This is a genomic window from Mycobacterium lepromatosis (assembly GCF_000975265.2).
GTDB classification, from domain to species: domain Bacteria; phylum Actinomycetota; class Actinomycetes; order Mycobacteriales; family Mycobacteriaceae; genus Mycobacterium; species Mycobacterium lepromatosis.
In genome coordinates, this window is the sequence record NZ_CP083405.1 from 455,697 (window position 1) to 471,257 (window position 15,561).

14 protein-coding genes and 1 pseudogene are annotated in these 15,561 nt (G+C 58.6%); 8 read left to right on the forward strand and 7 right to left on the reverse strand.

What is annotated here, in order from left to right; genetic code table 11:
* The first annotated feature begins 4 nt into the window (after positions 1-4).
* The 5 genes from MLPF_RS01975 to MLPF_RS01995 all read left to right on the forward strand — a co-directional run bounded on the left by MLPF_RS01975 (position 5) and on the right by MLPF_RS01995 (position 4,578).
* Positions 5-655 carry a TlpA disulfide reductase family protein gene (locus MLPF_RS01975; RefSeq protein ID WP_045843843.1) on the forward strand — a complete coding sequence of 217 codons (651 nt, stop codon included), beginning with the start codon at positions 5-7 and terminating at the stop codon, positions 653-655.
* Entirely contained in the window at positions 652-1,440 is a 789-nt protein-coding gene (locus tag MLPF_RS01980; protein ID WP_045843807.1) for a cytochrome c biogenesis CcdA family protein, read from the forward strand. Before MLPF_RS01975 ends, MLPF_RS01980 begins: the two co-directional genes overlap by 4 nt.
* A gap of 11 nt (positions 1,441-1,451) precedes the next feature.
* Complete coding sequence (resB, locus tag MLPF_RS01985) at positions 1,452-3,074, forward strand: cytochrome c biogenesis protein ResB (RefSeq protein WP_162196989.1); 1,623 nt, start codon at positions 1,452-1,454, stop codon at positions 3,072-3,074.
* Positions 3,071-4,066, forward strand: coding sequence for a c-type cytochrome biogenesis protein CcsB (gene ccsB / locus MLPF_RS01990; RefSeq protein ID WP_045843805.1), 996 nt, complete (start codon positions 3,071-3,073; stop codon positions 4,064-4,066). Before resB ends, ccsB begins: the two co-directional genes overlap by 4 nt.
* Positions 4,067-4,365: 299 nt before the next feature.
* Positions 4,366-4,578, forward strand: coding sequence for a hypothetical protein (locus MLPF_RS01995; protein ID WP_045843804.1), 213 nt, complete (start codon positions 4,366-4,368; stop codon positions 4,576-4,578).
* Positions 4,579-5,384: 806 nt separating this feature from the next.
* Here MLPF_RS01995 and MLPF_RS02000 read toward each other — a convergent pair.
* Positions 5,385-5,546 (reverse strand): hypothetical protein, encoded by a 162-nt coding sequence (locus MLPF_RS02000; protein ID WP_156147284.1) that lies wholly within the window; start codon positions 5,544-5,546, stop codon positions 5,385-5,387.
* A gap of 47 nt (positions 5,547-5,593) precedes the next feature.
* Between MLPF_RS02000 and MLPF_RS02005 the strand changes: the two genes are divergently transcribed.
* Entirely contained in the window at positions 5,594-5,929 is a 336-nt protein-coding gene (locus MLPF_RS02005) for a DUF4229 domain-containing protein (RefSeq protein WP_045843803.1), read from the forward strand.
* A gap of 76 nt (positions 5,930-6,005) precedes the next feature.
* Here the strand turns inward: MLPF_RS02005 and MLPF_RS02010 are convergent, their stop codons facing one another.
* Positions 6,006-6,884: a 1,4-dihydroxy-2-naphthoate polyprenyltransferase gene (locus MLPF_RS02010; RefSeq protein WP_045843842.1), complete on the reverse strand. Its 879-nt coding sequence runs from the start codon at positions 6,882-6,884 to the stop codon at positions 6,006-6,008.
* 717 nt (positions 6,885-7,601) lie between these two features.
* Here MLPF_RS02010 and MLPF_RS16045 point away from each other — a divergent pair.
* Positions 7,602-8,031, forward strand: a pseudogene (locus tag MLPF_RS16045) (Rossmann-fold NAD(P)-binding domain-containing protein); the annotation flags it as partial.
* Positions 8,032-8,207: 176 nt separating this feature from the next.
* Here MLPF_RS16045 and MLPF_RS02020 read toward each other — a convergent pair.
* The 4 genes from MLPF_RS02020 to MLPF_RS02035 all read right to left on the reverse strand — a co-directional run bounded on the left by MLPF_RS02020 (position 8,208) and on the right by MLPF_RS02035 (position 12,607).
* Complete coding sequence (locus tag MLPF_RS02020; protein WP_175266300.1) at positions 8,208-8,345, reverse strand: hypothetical protein; 138 nt, start codon at positions 8,343-8,345, stop codon at positions 8,208-8,210.
* Between the two features lie 1,216 nt (positions 8,346-9,561).
* Entirely contained in the window at positions 9,562-9,693 is a 132-nt protein-coding gene (locus tag MLPF_RS16845) for an alpha/beta-hydrolase family protein (protein ID WP_156147283.1), read from the reverse strand.
* A 1,070-nt stretch (positions 9,694-10,763) separates the two neighbouring features.
* Positions 10,764-11,537, reverse strand: a complete 774-nt coding sequence (locus tag MLPF_RS02030) for an enoyl-CoA hydratase (protein WP_045843801.1) — start codon at positions 11,535-11,537, stop codon at positions 10,764-10,766.
* Positions 11,534-12,607 (reverse strand): enoyl-CoA hydratase/isomerase family protein, encoded by a 1,074-nt coding sequence (locus tag MLPF_RS02035; protein ID WP_045843800.1) that lies wholly within the window; start codon positions 12,605-12,607, stop codon positions 11,534-11,536. Before MLPF_RS02035 ends, MLPF_RS02030 begins: the two co-directional genes overlap by 4 nt.
* 266 nt (positions 12,608-12,873) lie before the next feature.
* Here MLPF_RS02035 and MLPF_RS02040 point away from each other — a divergent pair, with 266 nt between their 5' ends.
* A complete protein-coding gene (locus MLPF_RS02040; protein ID WP_045843799.1) occupies positions 12,874-13,731 on the forward strand; it encodes a Bax inhibitor-1/YccA family protein in 858 nt (285 codons plus the stop codon).
* 568 nt (positions 13,732-14,299) lie between these two features.
* On the opposite strand, the gene MLPF_RS02050 is transcribed toward MLPF_RS02040, so the two are convergent.
* Positions 14,300-14,506, reverse strand: a complete 207-nt coding sequence (locus MLPF_RS02050) for a hypothetical protein (RefSeq protein ID WP_045843798.1) — start codon at positions 14,504-14,506, stop codon at positions 14,300-14,302.
* Positions 14,507-15,561 lie beyond the last annotated feature (1,055 nt).

The window sequence follows — 15,561 nt, forward strand, 5'->3', positions numbered from 1 at the left end:
GACGATGCAGAGCGAAGCGATGTGGAAGAGTGGTGCCACGATAATCTGGCGGCTGGCGAATGCCGGTGCAGTGTTGGCGACGCTGCTCGTGGGCTGTTCGGGTCGCAACGCGGTAGTCCAAGGCGGCACCTTCGAATTCGTCTCGCCCGACGGCAAGACCGACATCTTCTACGATCCGCCCGCGAGCCGTGGCCGCCCGGGGCCGCTGTCCGGGCTGGATTTGGCGGATCCTGCGCGGACGGTCGCGCTAGACGATTTCACGGGAAACGTTGTCGTTATTAATGTTTGGGCCCAGTGGTGCGGGCCATGCCGGGCCGAGGTGACCCAACTGCAGCAGGTCTATGATGCTACCCGAGATTCCGGAGTGTCCTTCCTGGGCATCGATGTCCGCGATAACAACCGCCAGGCGGCCCAGGATTTCGTCAACGACCGCCACGTCACGTTCCCGTCGATCTACGACCCGGCGATGCGGACCCTGATTGCTTTCGGAGGCAAATACCCGACCACCGTGATCCCGTTCACGTTGGTGCTGGACCGTCAGCATCGGGTCGCGGCGGTATTTCTGCGGGAATTGCTCGTCGGGGATTTGCAACCCGTGGTGGCTAGGGTGGCGCACGAAACCGCGGCGGGTCAACTACCGCGGGGAACGCCATGACCGGTTTCACCGCTATTGCCGCCACGGGACCGCTGTTGGTGGCTTTAGGGGTGTGTATGTTAGCAGGGCTGGTGTCGTTTGCCTCACCGTGTGTGGTGCCGCTGGTGCCTGGCTACCTGTCGTATCTGGCGGCGGTCGTTGGTGTCTCGGACGAAGAGACGCAGCTAGGGTCGGGTGCGATCAAAGCCCCACCTGCTGCCCGATGGCGGGTGACAGGATCTGCGGCGCTGTTCGTTGCCGGGTTCACTACTGTGTTCGTCTTCGACACCATCGCCGCCCTGGGGATGACCACTGTGCTGACCACCAATCAGGTGCTGCTGCAGCGGGTCGGAGGTGTGCTGACCATTGTGATGGGGTTGGTGTTCGTGGGCTTGATCCCGACCTTGCAGCGCCAGGCTCGGTTTAGCCCGCGGCAGTTGACGACGGTGGCGGGGGCGCCGGTGCTTGGCGCCGTCTTCGCGCTCGGCTGGACGCCGTGCCTAGGGCCGACATTGAGCGGGGTAATCGCGGTTGCCGCGGCCACCGACGGCATAAATGTGACGCGCGGCATTGTCCTGGTGATTGCCTACTGCATGGGCTTAGGAATCCCGTTCGTGCTGCTAGCGTCCGGTTCGGCGCAGGCGGTGGCCGGCTTGGGGTGGTTGCGGCAACACGGCCGAGCCATCCAAGTCTGTGGCGGCATGTTCCTGGTCGCGATCGGTGCAGCGCTGATCGCTGGGGTGTGGGATGACTTTGTTTCGTGGCTGCGGGATGCCGTCGTCAGTGACATGAGGGTATCGATTTGATGCAGGTTCTCATGCGACTTCTGGCCTGGGTGCGCAACACGTGGCGTGCGCTGACTTCGATGGGCACTGCGCTGGTGCTGTTGTTTTTGCTTGCATTTGGCGCTATACCCGGTGCGTTATTGCCGCAGCGCGGCCTCAACGTCGGCAAGGTTGACGACTACTTGGCTGCTCACCCGATAATCGGGCTGTGGCTGGACCAGCTGCAGGTCTTCGACGTGTTCTCCAGCGTCTGGTTCACCGCCATCTACACGTTGCTGTTCGTATCCCTCGTCGGCTGCCTGGCCCCGCGGATGATCGAGTATGCTCGCAGTCTGCGCGCTACGCCGGTGATTGCCCCACGCAACCTGGCCCGGCTGCCCAAGCACGCCAGCTTCCAGGCCATCGGTGATGCCAAGACTCTGGCGGGCACCATCGCTGGCAGACTGCGCGGCTGGCGTACGGTCATTCGCACTCAAGACGGCGTAGTCCACGAAACCGTGGTGTCAGCTGAAAAGGGCTACCTGCGTGAATTCGGCAACCTGGTCTTTCATTTTTCGCTGCTGGGCCTGCTGGTCGCGGTGGCCGTCGGCAAGCTGTTCGGTTACGAGGGCAATGTTGTTGTCATCGCCGACGGTGGACCTGGCTTTTGCTCAGTATCGCCAGCTGCGTTCGACGCGTTTCGTGCCGGCAACACCGTCGACGGAACTTCGTTGCATCCGATTTGCATTCGGGTCAACGACTTTGCGGCACATTACTTGCCCTCGGGACAGGCCACGTCGTTCGCCGCGGATATTGACTATCAGGATGGTCACGATCTGATAGCGAATAGCTGGCGGCCCTACCGGCTGGAAGTCAACCACCCACTGCGCGTAGCCGGTGACCGGGTGTACTTGCAGGGCCACGGCTACGCGCCCACCTTCACCGTGACATTTCCCGACGGACAGACGCGCACGTCGACCGTGCAATGGCGACCTGAAAACCCGCAGACGCTGTTGTCGTCGGGTGTGGTGCGCATCGACCCGCCCGCAGGCAGCTATCCCAACATGAGCGAGCGTCGTCAACACGAGATCGCGATCCAGGGCCTGTTGGCACCGACCGAGCAGCTAGACGGCACTCTGTTGTTGTCGCGTTTCCCAGCGTTGAACGCTCCTGCAGTAGCCATCGATATTTACCGCGGTGACACAGGCCTGGACAGCGGGCGGCCTCAGTCGTTGTTCACTCTGGATCCCCGGCTGATCGATCAAGGCCGGCTGGCCAAAGAGAAACGGGTCAATCTGCGGGCTGGCGAACAGGTCCGGCTTGGCCAAGGCCCAGGGGCCGGCACCGTGGTGCGCTTCGACGGGGCCGTGCCGTTCGTCAATTTGCAGGTGTCACATGATCCCGGCCAGGCTTGGGTGTTTTTTTTCGCCATCGCGATGATGGTCGGGCTAGTGGTGTCGCTGATGGTGCGTCGTCGCCGGGTATGGATCAGGCTCACACCGGCGGCCGGTACGGTAAATGTCCAACTGGGCGGCCTTGCGCGCACCGACAATTCCGGATGGGGCGACGAATTCGAGCGATTGACGGAGCGACTATTTGCCGGACTCGGCGAGTCTGCCGCGGCTGACCGGACGCTTGCAACGGCCAGAAGGTGTTCTCAGATGGACGTCAAATGAATACTCTGCACGTCAACATCGGCCTGGCGTGCTACTCCGACTGGGCGTTCACTTCGGCCGTGGTGGCGCTGGTGGTCGCCCTGCTGCTGTTGGCTTATGAGCTGGCGTACGTCGGCAGCCGCCGAGTAGACAACCGCGCGAGAGTGGTGGCCGGGTCGGTCGCCGCCGACAGCGGGACTCCCGGTATCGTGGTGGATACTCGGCAACGGCCGTTCGACGAACGTGTCGGGCGGGCTGGGTTGGCCGTGACCTACCTTGGCATCGGTCTGTTGCTAGCGTGCATTGTGTTGCGCGGCCTGGCCACCCTGCGGGTGCCTTGGGCCAATATGTACGAGTTCATTAACCTGACCTGCTTTTCCGGGCTGGTCACCGGCGCGATTGTGTTGCGCCGGCGGCAATACCGCCCGCTGTGGGTTTTCTTACTGGTGCCGGTGCTGATCCTGCTCACGATTTCCGGGCGATGGCTTTACGCCAACGCAACGCCGGTGATACCGGCGTTGCAGTCCTACTGGCTGCCCATCCATGTGTCGGTGGTCAGCCTCGGTTCGGGGATTTTCCTGGTCGACGGCATAGCCAGCATCTTGTTCCTGCTGCGTACCTCGCGGCTGGTGGTTTCCGGCCCCGAAGGCGCTGAGCGCAGTAAAAACGCACTGGCCCGGCTGGTGCGGCGATTCCCTGACGCACAGACCCTGGACCGGATCGCCTATCGAACGACAATCTTTGCGTTTCCGGTGTTTAGTTTCGGGGTGATCTTTGGTGCGATCTGGGCCGAGGAAGCCTGGGGCAGGTACTGGGGCTGGGATCCTAAGGAGACGGTTTCTTTTGTCGCGTGGGTGGTATACGCAGCTTATCTACACGCCAGGTCGACCGCGGGATGGCGGGACAGGAGGGCAGCGTGGATCAACGTGGTTGGGTTTGTTGCTATGGTCTTCAACCTGTTTTTCGTGAACCTGGTGACTGTAGGTCTGCATTCGTATGCGGGAGTGGACTGACTGCTTGTTGGTAGGTGGCCGAATATTGCAGCCAAAGGAGTAAAGTTGCCATTTTGAGCATTCACGGATGCAGACACCCCGAAACGATACTGACTGTGACGACACGATAACCTTACGACGCAGTTGCCGTCTCAACCCCGTACTCTGGCGACCTACTCAGCCAATCCGGCAGCACTACACCGACACCGGCCTTTGTTAGATTTCGCAGAGAGCGGCGCTCCCGCGGACCTGACCCGTTGGCCGGGACACCTCCACCAGCACCCTCATCGCCTGTCCGGATGCCGCATGGGGAGTCACCTATGGTTACCGACGTCCTGCGGGTTTACGCGACGGAATTAGGCAACTATTACGGTGGCGAGATCAAACAGACCCGTCGGTGCTCGGCACCGCCCGGAGGGCGTGCCAACGCTGTATCCGGAGTTGTCCACCCGAACGCTCATGCTACCGGTCAGACCGCCGCCGTCGGAGTGCGGGCAGCGCATGCTCTACATGCTATCCGGCTAGCTGATTAACCTGAAGGGAGAGCCCCAGGGCCTCCAATTATACGACTTGGTGGCCCAGATAGATCTGGCCGGTGCGGGGTTGTTACCGGATTGCGGTGTTGTCGCTGAAGGATAGGGGTCGGCAAAACCACAATCATCGCGCCGCTGGGTTCGACGTTGTTGCTGTCCGAGGCGATCTGGGTGATGGCGGTAGATGTAAACTCTGATCGCGGCACCTTGAGCTAGAAGTTTCCAACTTCGTCTACTGTGCGCCAGTTACAGCACGGCGCCGGAACAATTGAGCGTTACAGCAATGTCCGTCGTTAAACCTCGCAAGGCCCGAGTGGGATGGAAGTGCTGACGTTGGAAAGTAATCTGACGGTCTCCGACGCATCCAGCGCTGACGACTACAGTCGCATCCAGGAAATCCTGGAGGTGTTCTAGACCTGGTGCTGACTGACTACGGTACAGGGCTGCTACACTCGGTGATATCGTTGGTGCTGGACAAAGTTGATGCTCTGGTAGGTTGTCCAGTTCGGGATCCATCGATGGCGCACTCGGTGTCTCGGCGACGCTGGACTGGCTGGACGCGCACGACCATCAGGTCCTGGTGGGCAATTCGATCACCGTGATCAACTTCTTATGATCACGACCAGGCAAGGTTGACATAAATTAAAGTGGTCGATCATTTCTCGCGACGTTGCTGCGAGGTTAGGCTGGCGCTTTTCGCACCCGCATCTGGAGGAGGGTCCCGAGATCAACTGGATTGGTTGCGGCGATAGACCCGTGAAGTGCTTATCAAGCTGGCCGCAGTTCTCGCCGACGGGCTCCTCGTTTTAGCGTGGGTTATCGTCCCGACGTCCGAGTCGCCACAGAAACTCTGGATCGTCGTCGGGTCCGATAACGCGAGTCTTCGGCCGGTTGATCTGTGACCGCGCAGCGCGCCAGCCGATGTAGAGCAGCGTCCCTAAAACCAGGACGAGGAGCAGATAAAGCACTTGACACCTCCTTGGAGCGAATATACTCGCGCTGTAAGCTCAAACCCGTGTCAAAGGGGCCAAGCAGCATCAACGCTACAGATCACAACCGGGATCGCCTAGTTGTCGATGTCTTGCTTTACGCGGCGGCACGATTACTACTGGTGATACTACTTGGCAGCGCGATTTACGGGGTGGCGCGATTGTTGGGGGTAACCCAGCTGCCCATTGTCGTAGCCGCGTTATTCGCTCTGATCATCGCAATGCCTTTGGGTATCTGGCTGTTCAGTCCGCTGCGTCGGCGCGCTACCGCTGCGCTTGCTGCCGTTGGCGAGCGCCGGCGTTCCGAACGCGAACAGTTAAGGGCTCGACTGCGCGGTGAGCCGCTGCCCGACGAGGAGTAAGACCGCTGCGGCGCTCAAAGCGTTGGTCAACAAGGACAATTTTTACACAGTCGAAGCCGTAAGCGCACCGTCAGTGCTACCCTGACCCCGTCAGTGCTAACGCCCCTGCCACCGCGATCGCCCACACCACCATCGCAAGTCCGGTGTCCCGCAGCACCGGGGTCAAGTCGGGCCCCACGCGACCGGAGCGCACCGGCCCCAGGGCGCGCAGAGCCAGCGGCGTGGCTACCAATCCGACGACACACCATGATGTCGCCACCATCAGCACCAGGGTCAGCACTCCGGCGGCGGCAAGCAGTGCTTGATATAATTGCCGCGTGTGGGCATCACCTAGGCGCACCGCCAGGGTGAGTTTTTGTGACTGCGTGTCGGTGGGAATATCCCGCAAGTTGTTGGCTACCAGCACTGACGACGACAGTGCGCCAGTCGACACCGCCAGCACCAAGCCCACCCAGTCCACCCGCAATGCCTGGGTGTATTCGGTGCCGAGCACAGCGACCAGGCCGAAGAACACGAACACCGCGGCTTCGCCAAAACCCTTATAGCCATAGGGCTTCGAGCTACCGGTGTACAGCCAGGCTCCGGCGATGCAGATAGCGCCGACCATGATTAGCCACGGTGCACTGAATAGCGCGAGTGCCAACCCGGCCACCGTGCTGATCGTCAGGCCTACAAACGCGGCGGCCAGCACCGATCGCGGGCAAGCTAGTCGCGCGCCCACCAATCGCATCGGTCCGGCCCGCTGGTCGTCGATGCCACGGATGCCGTCGGAGTAGTCATTGGCGTAGTTGACGCCGATGACAAACGCGGCAGCGACGACCAGCGCCAGCAGCGCTTTCCACCACACGGCCGAATGCAGCCATGCCGCAGTGCCGGTGCCTGCAACAACGGGCGCCACCGCGTTCGGCAGCGTCCGTGGTCGAGCACCCGAGATCCACTGAGCGAAACTAGCCATCAAGGTATCCTGCCGGCGGTTGATGCATGCGATCAAACGCGGGGCATGCAAAACAATCTCTTCGGCAGCAGCTCCATACACTTTGTGTGTTCTGTTTGCAAGCACTGTCCGCGATGGCAACACAGGCACTCCGTATAGCAAGCCCAGTGTCCCGATCATGGTCGGCGCGATCGGGGGAACACGACGTGACTCTCTTGCCGCGGCACCGGGGCACACTAACAAAAATGTTCAGCGCACACCGGTCGTATCGGGCCAACAGTGGGCTCTGTACTCGCTTGGCGTACGGTGAGTTTTTCCCGCTGTACGCGAGCGGCAGTCTGAACCCCGAACTTGAACAGGGTACCTGTGGTGGTACCCGACCAGCTCGTTGAACGTACCGACCGGCCGTATCGACATTTATTTTCGACTCTGGTGCTGACTGTGTCGACTCCGCTGATACCTATTGCTCGACTCTACGTCTCACGGCCACCAGTCTAGCCAGCGTGGTCGACGGCGGTATCAATTGTGGTAATTCAGGGCTCGCGATTTTCCATCCACACGGAAAACCAGTAGTTCGCCTCTCTCTGGCTTCAACCTGATCAACTTAACCGATTATTCGTAGGTGTTGTTTCCTAGGTGTTGTTCGCCTACAAAATCGAAATATACTATGCGGCGGTAGTACCTCCTTTAGTAACTGCTCTGGACGCAGATGTTGTGGTTGGCGATGGCGTGAAGGTTGGCGGCTCGGTGGTGGCGTTGCGGTACCACAACTTCTCCGGCCCCGGCATGTCGCGTGACACCCTATACTCCGGGGTGATGACGATCTTCCGTTCTGTATTCGAAAAAAGCTATACACTGAAGATTTTCAATGACAGCGGTTAGATGTGTGACTTCTTCCGCGTCGACGACGTAATCAATAGTTGATCGCGAAAGCTTTTCCGCGGTTAACGTCTGCTCTAGGCAGCTAATCTCGACCCTCGAGGTGGCCACAGCTATGTGCGATGCGGGCAGTTGCCTCGAAATAGCGCCGTGTCACCGGCTATCACCGGGCAGTACAGCAAGTAAAGACATGCGCCACATGGTCGCGGATCCCGCTCGGGACGCCGAGGTGTTGGGTTTCCGTGTGGTCGTCGGTCCGTGCGAGTTTGCGGTCGCACCACTCCGATGACTGTAGGGGTTATTTTAGTTACTTTGGCTAAGTAATTCTGAAGTGTAATATTTTTCGGGCGGTGCATTTTGGGAAGTAGGTGGTGTAAAAGATCGCTGGTGTTCTCGTTGCTGCCGCGTTGTGGTGGTGAGTGAGGTCGCAAAAAGTAGATCGGTTGTGCTTGACAGGTGATGCGGCTATGAGCAGCCGTCTTGAGGCCCTGATCCCAAGCCGGGGGTTTTACCGAGGTTCTGCGGTAAAGCGTTGAGTGTGGTGATCATGGCCGCAGCGACCACATCAGTGCTGCGGCCCTTAGACAGGTGGCGCAGCTGCACGAACCCGATACTGTGTTCGGCCAGGGCGTTGATGTGGGGGGGCCTGGTTTTTGCCGATGATTAAATCGCCCGCCCAATGTTTTAGAGCACCGCACGGTCGTGCAGCTTCGGCGGCACGCTCACCGATGGTGACCATACCCAGAATATGGCGATGCCCGGTTTTGGTGCGCTGTGCCCGTAGTGTGCCTAACGCCCACCCAGTGTGCACACATGCCGGCCAACACCTGATGTCGTTTCCCGCGTCCTTGCACGAAGAACGCCTTGTACAGCGTTTCGTGAGGTACCTGCATCTTCGGGCCGGTCAGGAGAGGTCGTTGGCCAACACCCCAGCAATGTGTTCGGGACTGTACTTTTTGACTTTTTGGCCAGCAACGCTTCCACCACCGTACGCAACTGCCCACCGCGGCCAGCTGGCCGGCCTTTTCAGTCGCTGGGCCCGCTGCTCACTGCATAGCTAGGCACGGCGCGCTAAATAACCCGATTCAGCTTGTGCACCAGCACAGTTGGCGTCGAATCGGTGCAACACCCAGCAAAGCGATCCGTAACCGCACGAGCCGCCCCTCGTTGGTGACCTCACGCATCATAGTCAACGGCACCCAACCCAAACAGTTAGCAATCGATCACATCAACTCACAACGCTGCGACACACCCGACACCACCTACTTCCCAAAATGCACCGCCCGATCAACTCACCAAGACCGGCACTACACCGATCACAATCACAACTCACCCACCAAAACCACCGCGACACCCACCACCTCGCAACCCACCCACAACAGGACGCACACATAAACTACACTTCGGCGCCACCAATCCGAATCCGAATACCCTACTTAGGCCTAAGTGAGAGTCCGGGTGAGGAACTCAACCATCCGCTTACGGTTCTTGTAGACTGGCTCACCGTCGACTTCGCGGATCTCATCGGTCAAGCACCGAATGCGCCGTCCTGATGAAGCCATGTAGCCCTGGGCGCGAGTGTCCGATCTCCGATCACCTTGAACGCGTCTCCGAACCGCAGTCCCATGACGCACAAACCCTCATTGGCACAGCGGTCGGCGACATAATAACGTCTGTCGGGAACATCGACAGCGACCGTTATGTCGGCAGAGACTGGCAGGAAAGTTATCCCCAAGATCTATTGCATCTGGGGCAGCACGTCGTAGCCCCGCTTTTCTTGCAATTCAGTCCGGTCTGGAGAAAAGGAAGTCCGAGGAGTCTACCAAGCGATCAGGTAGGAGGCGTGCTGCAGGTACACCATCTTCGGTCTCACCCACGGAGTATTCGGGCGCCCCAGATTGCTTGGGTGGGCAACGAACCGGACATTATGACAGTCGGCGTAGATGGGCAACCCTTACGGTAAACTACGCTAGCGAGTCCTGGCCAGTTGGGTCTAGAAGGTCTTGTTGAACGTAGGTCAGTTGCACAATGCACCCTCGATGTGGGCAATGACGTTGTTTGAGGCTCATGAACGGCGTTTCGTCACTGAACAATCCCAACTTTCTGCGAACACAACCAGCTTGGGCCGTTGCGCTTCCAGCATTTGCCGGATCAACTTGTCAACCGCTTCAAAGAGTCTCTGGCCGGTGCGTCAGGTATCCTTCTTGTCCACCCAGGTAGCCACCGGCAACTGGGCAAAAATGAACACTGCATGTTCACGATCGCGGTGTTGCTGTTGTACATGTACTCCAGGAGCTCAGCTTCGGCCTCGTTGATTACACAGTTCCGAGTGCCGCGGCGACAGCGCGCTGCAATTTTCTGGTCCGATGCAGCTCGCGCGTCGCCAACTTTGCGGTCGCCGAGGTGTCGTCCCCCGGAGTCCGGTCCTGCGTAGGCTTGGATGGGCTCGATGGTTGGAGGTTGCGTTGAACACCACGAGTTGATCGACGGTTGGGTCTGGCCTCTACGAAAATTCGGCCTTGACTGCCCTGCGGCCAGCGTGTAGTCGTACCGTTCCAGGCGTTTCATACCCATCAGGTCACGGACCTAGTCTTGCCAGAAGCGGAACCAAATTACCATGACGACCAAACCTGCCGGACCGGTTCCGATGAACGCCAGCTAGGACCAGCACGGCGCGGAGGACTGGAGTCCTGAGCGTGCATTGAGCGGACCAGTCAGACGGCAAAGACACCAAAGCCGTAGCCTATCGTTCAGGAGCCACCGCTGACCTACCTTATGGAACAGTAGACCGCGCGGCAACAAGCGACGACACCATGTTTCAATTGGATGAAAATCAAGTCAACCACGTTGTCAGTGACTAGCGTAGTGGCGGGCCCACCAGCAACTTGGCCACACCGCCAGCGTTTTGGTTTGAGTGCGTTCAGTCGGTGCGTTATCGTTGGCCGACTCCGCAGTGTCCATGGCTGATTCGCTGTCGGCCCGCTTCGTCGTCAGCGGCGGTCGCCGCAGAAGTCGCTTCGCTCATCGGTGGGTGAACTCGGGAGCGCGTTTCTCGATGAATGCCGCCATGCCTTCGGACTGGTCGTCAGTAACGAAGGTCGAATGGAAAAGCCGGCGTTCGTAGAGCAATCCTTCAGACAGAGTGGATTCGAAGGCCCGATTGACTGCTTCTTTCGCCATCCGAGTAGCCGACCGCGACATCTGCGAAATGGTGGTGGCAACTGCCTTGGCCTCGGGCAGCAAATCGTCGGCCAGCACTACCCGCGAAACCAGACCGCTGCGTTCAGCTTCGGCCGCGTCGATGGTGCGGCCGGTCAGGATCAGGTCCATTGCTTTGGCCTTGCCGATTGCTCGGGTTAGGCGCTGCGAGCCTCCCATGCCAGGCAGCACGCCGAGTTTAATCTCTGGCTGACCGAATTTCGCTGTGTCGGCGGCAATCAGCAGATCGCACATCATCGCCAACTCGCAGCCACCACCGAGCGCATATCCGGCCACCGCAGCGATCATCGGGGTACGCACGGTGGCCAGCTTGCCCCAGGAGGCGAAAAAATCAGCGTCGAATGCGTCGATGAACGTCAGACTGGCCATCTCTTTGATGTCGGCGCCGGCGGCGAACGCCTTGGGCGAGCCAGTAACTAGGATCGCGCCAACATTTGGATCGTTGTCTAATTCTTTTGCCGCATTGGTGACTTCGTTCATCATCTGGCTATTGAGTGCGTTCAGAGCTTGCGGCCGGTTCAGTGTAATGATGCCAATTCGTTGGTCGCGGTCGACGAGGATTGTGTCGTACTTCATGTTACTTCGTCACCAAATTGCCTTTCTAGACACTTGAAACTCAAGTCATCGTCAACCGGTTCGAAATATCTGTAGATATCGGCTGCGGTGACTTCGGCCAGCGTCGCCGGCGCCCATTGTGGATTGCGATCCTTGTGAACCAGCTGCGCGCGGATGCCTTCCACCAGGTCGTGTGAGTGTAGTGACGCCGACGACACCCGATAGTCTTGCTTTAGAACATCTTTCAGTGTTTTCAGTTTGGTTGCTCGACGCACCGCCTCCAGTGTGACTGACAATGCGACGGGGGAGCGGCTGGCGATCAGGTTGATGGCGCCTTCAGCAGGTACCGCATCATGTCCACGCAACGCGGCAATGATGTCCTCGACGGTTTCGCCAACATAGCACTCGTCGATCCAGTCACGCTGTGCGGCAAGGTAGCTTGGTGGCGGTTCTATAGCGTAGCGAGCGAGTGCGCTGTTAACGTCATCGGTAACGACTGCTCGGACGAATGCGTCAAGGTCGCTGTGAGGCATATAGTGGTCAGCGAAGCCCAGCTCGATAGCGTCGGCACCCGAGAACGGTGCTCCGGTTAGCGCGACATGCAGACCCAGCGCACCGGGCGCTCGGGACAACAGATATGTCCCGCCGACGTCTGGGCTAAACCCGATGCCGACTTCGGGCATTGCCACTTTCGAGGTATCGGTTACCACTCGGGTGTTTGCGTGTGCACTGATGCCTACACCACCACCCATCACGATACCGTCCATCAACGACACGTACGGTTTGGCGAACCCAGCGATTTGGCTGTTGAGCAGATATTCACTACGCCAAAACCGTCGTGCCTCAACCCCATCCTTGCGAGCACTGTGATAGATCGCCACCACATCGCCACCGGCACATAGCCCGCGTTCCCCGGCTCCGGATAGCACCACTGCCCGCACCGCGTCGTCGTCTTCCCAGCGGGCGAGTATGGCGGTGAGCGCGTCCACCATCTGCTGATTCAGCGAGTTGATCGCCTTAGGGCGGTTAAGTGTTATAAGGCCGATGCCGGCCTCAACGCGAGTCAGGACCTCATCTGATTCGCTAGCCACACCCTAGCCTCCCACATCAATTGGAGAATTACGACCCGAACATGCCGCCCAACGGATTGGTCAGCACTCTAGACCGTGGCTAGCTCGATGGCGTTTGCGGGTAAGGTTGTGTTTATCCCGACAACAAACATGCGAGAACATACGAGCCCGGCAATATCGAAGATTTTTAAAGTGCAGCTCGATGGGGAACTCGGATTGGGTGCTTGATCGTTGATGCAACTGTTCGCATTGCTCGTAAAGCCACAGCCACAAGAGAGGAACTAACGGTGCGCGAGACAAGTAACCCGGTATTTCGTTCGCTGCCTAGGCAGAGGGGCGGATACGCGCAGTTCGGTACTGGTGCGGCCCCGATGCAGCAGGGGTACTATGAAGCCGATACATACGCTGCGGGTCCCTACCAGGAGACTCGTGCGTATCAGGTCTCGCGGCCACTGACCATCGACGATGTCGTTACCAAGACCGGCTTGACGCTGGCGGTGTTGGTGGCCTCGGCCGTTGTCTCCTTCTTCCTGGTGGCATCGAATTTCGCACTAGCCACTCCGCTCACCCTGGTCGGCGTTTTTGGCGGCTTGGCACTGGTACTGGTCGCTACCTTTGGGCACAAACAGAACAGCCCGGCAATCGTGTTAAGTTACGCCGTACTTGAGGGTTTGTTCCTCGGCGCGGTTTCGTTCCTCTTCGCCAACTTCCAGGTGTCGACCGTCAACGCTGGCGTGTTGATCGGGGAGGCCGTTCTAGGCACCTTCGGGGTGTTCTTTGGCATGCTAGTCGTCTACAAGACCGGTGCCATCCGGGTCACCCCTAAATTCACCCGAATGCTGGTAGCAGGAATGTTCGGTGTGCTCGCCTTGATGCTAGGCAATTTTGTGCTAGCTCTGTTTGGTGTGGGTGGAGGAACAGGTCTAGGCTTGCGCAGCGGTGGACCGGTAGCGATCCTCTTCTCACTGGCGTGTATCGGCATCGCGGCATTTGGCTTCCTGCTTGACTTCGATGCGGCCGACCAGATGATCCGCTCGGGAGCGCCGGAGAAGGCGGCATGGGGTATTGCTCTGGGATTGACAGTAACGCTGGTCTGGCTGTACATCGAGATCCTGCGTCTGCTCAGTTATCTACAGAACGACTAAAACTCAATATACGACAAGAAGCCGGCACGCTACCTGGTATGCCGGCTCTTGTAGTATAACGCCGCGGACGGCCCTAATTGAGCAGTTCGATTACCATGCCAGGCCCGGCGCTGACGCACATGGTTTCCAGACCAAGCATCTTGCTTCTTGTCATAGTTGGTGAGGCTGCTCAGCAGCGTGGCAACGACACGTGTACCGGTTACGCCAAACGGGTGGCCCTAGCACGATCGCTCCGCCCAAAACGTTCAGTTCGTCTTCCGTCGATGCCCAGCTAGCGTGCTAAGCTGAGCATATTCAGTACGAAGGCATTGTTGTTATCGACCAGATCGATGTCGAGTATCGACATGCCTGCTCGTTGTAGAAGCAGAATTATTTTGCTACGCGTGTGTCACTGTTCCCATCACCTGCGGCGCCCCAATCTCTAGGGTGGCGCGGTAGCTGATTGACGCGGTGAGCGACCCCAGTGCCAACAGCTGATACGTCTTTATCCACTTTTGGTGACAACTTTTGCCAGCCTTCATAGAAAGAGGTGGTGGTGGTGTCGACCCGATCCAGGGCTACACTAAGATTAACGGCAAGTTAACGCAGTCGGAATGCACAAGTCGATGAACGCGTTACCTTCACCGGCCTTGATCGCGTGAAAAGCTATCCTGGTGGTCCACAGTGACGACGAACAATACCGGTTGACGTAGTAGTCGGGTAGGAAGTCATAACCGAGTTCGATGGCCACCACGGTGGTGCTATATTTATCAAAGTCGAACTCACCGCTTGGCAAGCCACGTCCAAGATTGAGGTCGTCGGTTTCGTGTGGGTTCAGCGGGCGGCCATTTTTTGATGGCGGCGTGAAAAGCCAGGTAGTTGGCTTGAATACGAGCCAGCAACCCTTTCATAGCGCGGCTTATCGAGGAGCAGATGGTTGTAACGATGACAGCTTCCAGTATAGTGAATCCCCCTATTAGGGTGGGGATCACAGAGGGGTGGTCGACTACCGGCTGTCCGGACAGCCGCAGCCAGCCCGGGAGTGCTTGTTAGCCATCGGAGTAGCTGCGGAATTGCGGAGAGATGACCCCCCAGATCCGGACAGGCCCCAACGACCACCACCCGCACCCCCGGCATGCAATCTGTGCATTGCCAAGCCCAGCTTCCGCGCCTACTAGCTGATGCCGATTACCCTCGGCGCAGATCATCATCACCGCTGCGTTTGGTGGTAGCCCAGTTATCAACATACACATCGACTTGGTTACCCACATCTTTTGAGGTGGTGCCGACTATGGTTTTGGTGCTCAGCCGGATGTGCTTACCGGTCTTGCTCTGCCAGTCCGCGTGCGATTAGCACGCCCGGCGCTTCATCAGCGCTGCTACAGCCGTACACGGTTGCCGTGGGTGAAGTCACCACAAATCAATCAAATACAGGTTAACAGGCACGTAGCGCCACCATCGCAGCACGGGCTCGTCAACCGGAGTACGTGGCGGGACGTCCTAGGCTTTGGGGGATGACGGTGCGCGTGTGTGTCGTTTGGCCAACCAACAGATTACGTGCGCCCAGATGAGCCGTACCTGTCGCAGGCGAGTGTACCTACTGTGGCCCAAGCGATCTATCGACCGCCGCGGCGCTCTATACGGCCACCCCACTAGTTTTAAGAAGGCCATGATGATATTTGTGTGATCGACTGAGAATAACGCGATTACAATGTGGATCAATTGTAGTATCAAATCAAACTCTTAAAACGTTTTGCTCAGAAATGGCTGGCAAGCTAAGTAGAGAGGTTGGCTGAACGACTCGAGGAGTAGTTTGAACTAGACGCTTAGGCCGCCTCGTCACATAACTGC

Excerpts from the sequence above, each read along its gene's own strand:
- MLPF_RS01975 (WP_045843843.1), top strand. The coding sequence starts at position 5 with ATGCAGAGCGAAGCGATGTGGAAGAGTGGTGCCACGATAATCTGGCGG.
- MLPF_RS02030 (WP_045843801.1), bottom strand. The coding sequence starts at position 11,537 with ATGAAGTACGACACAATCCTCGTCGACCGCGACCAACGAATTGGCATC.
- ccsB (WP_045843805.1), top strand. The coding sequence starts at position 3,071 with ATGAATACTCTGCACGTCAACATCGGCCTGGCGTGCTACTCCGACTGG.
- MLPF_RS01980 (WP_045843807.1), top strand. The coding sequence starts at position 652 with ATGACCGGTTTCACCGCTATTGCCGCCACGGGACCGCTGTTGGTGGCT.
- resB (WP_162196989.1), top strand. The coding sequence starts at position 1,452 with ATGCGACTTCTGGCCTGGGTGCGCAACACGTGGCGTGCGCTGACTTCG.
- MLPF_RS01995 (WP_045843804.1), top strand. The coding sequence starts at position 4,366 with ATGGTTACCGACGTCCTGCGGGTTTACGCGACGGAATTAGGCAACTAT.
- MLPF_RS02010 (WP_045843842.1), bottom strand. The coding sequence starts at position 6,884 with ATGGCTAGTTTCGCTCAGTGGATCTCGGGTGCTCGACCACGGACGCTG.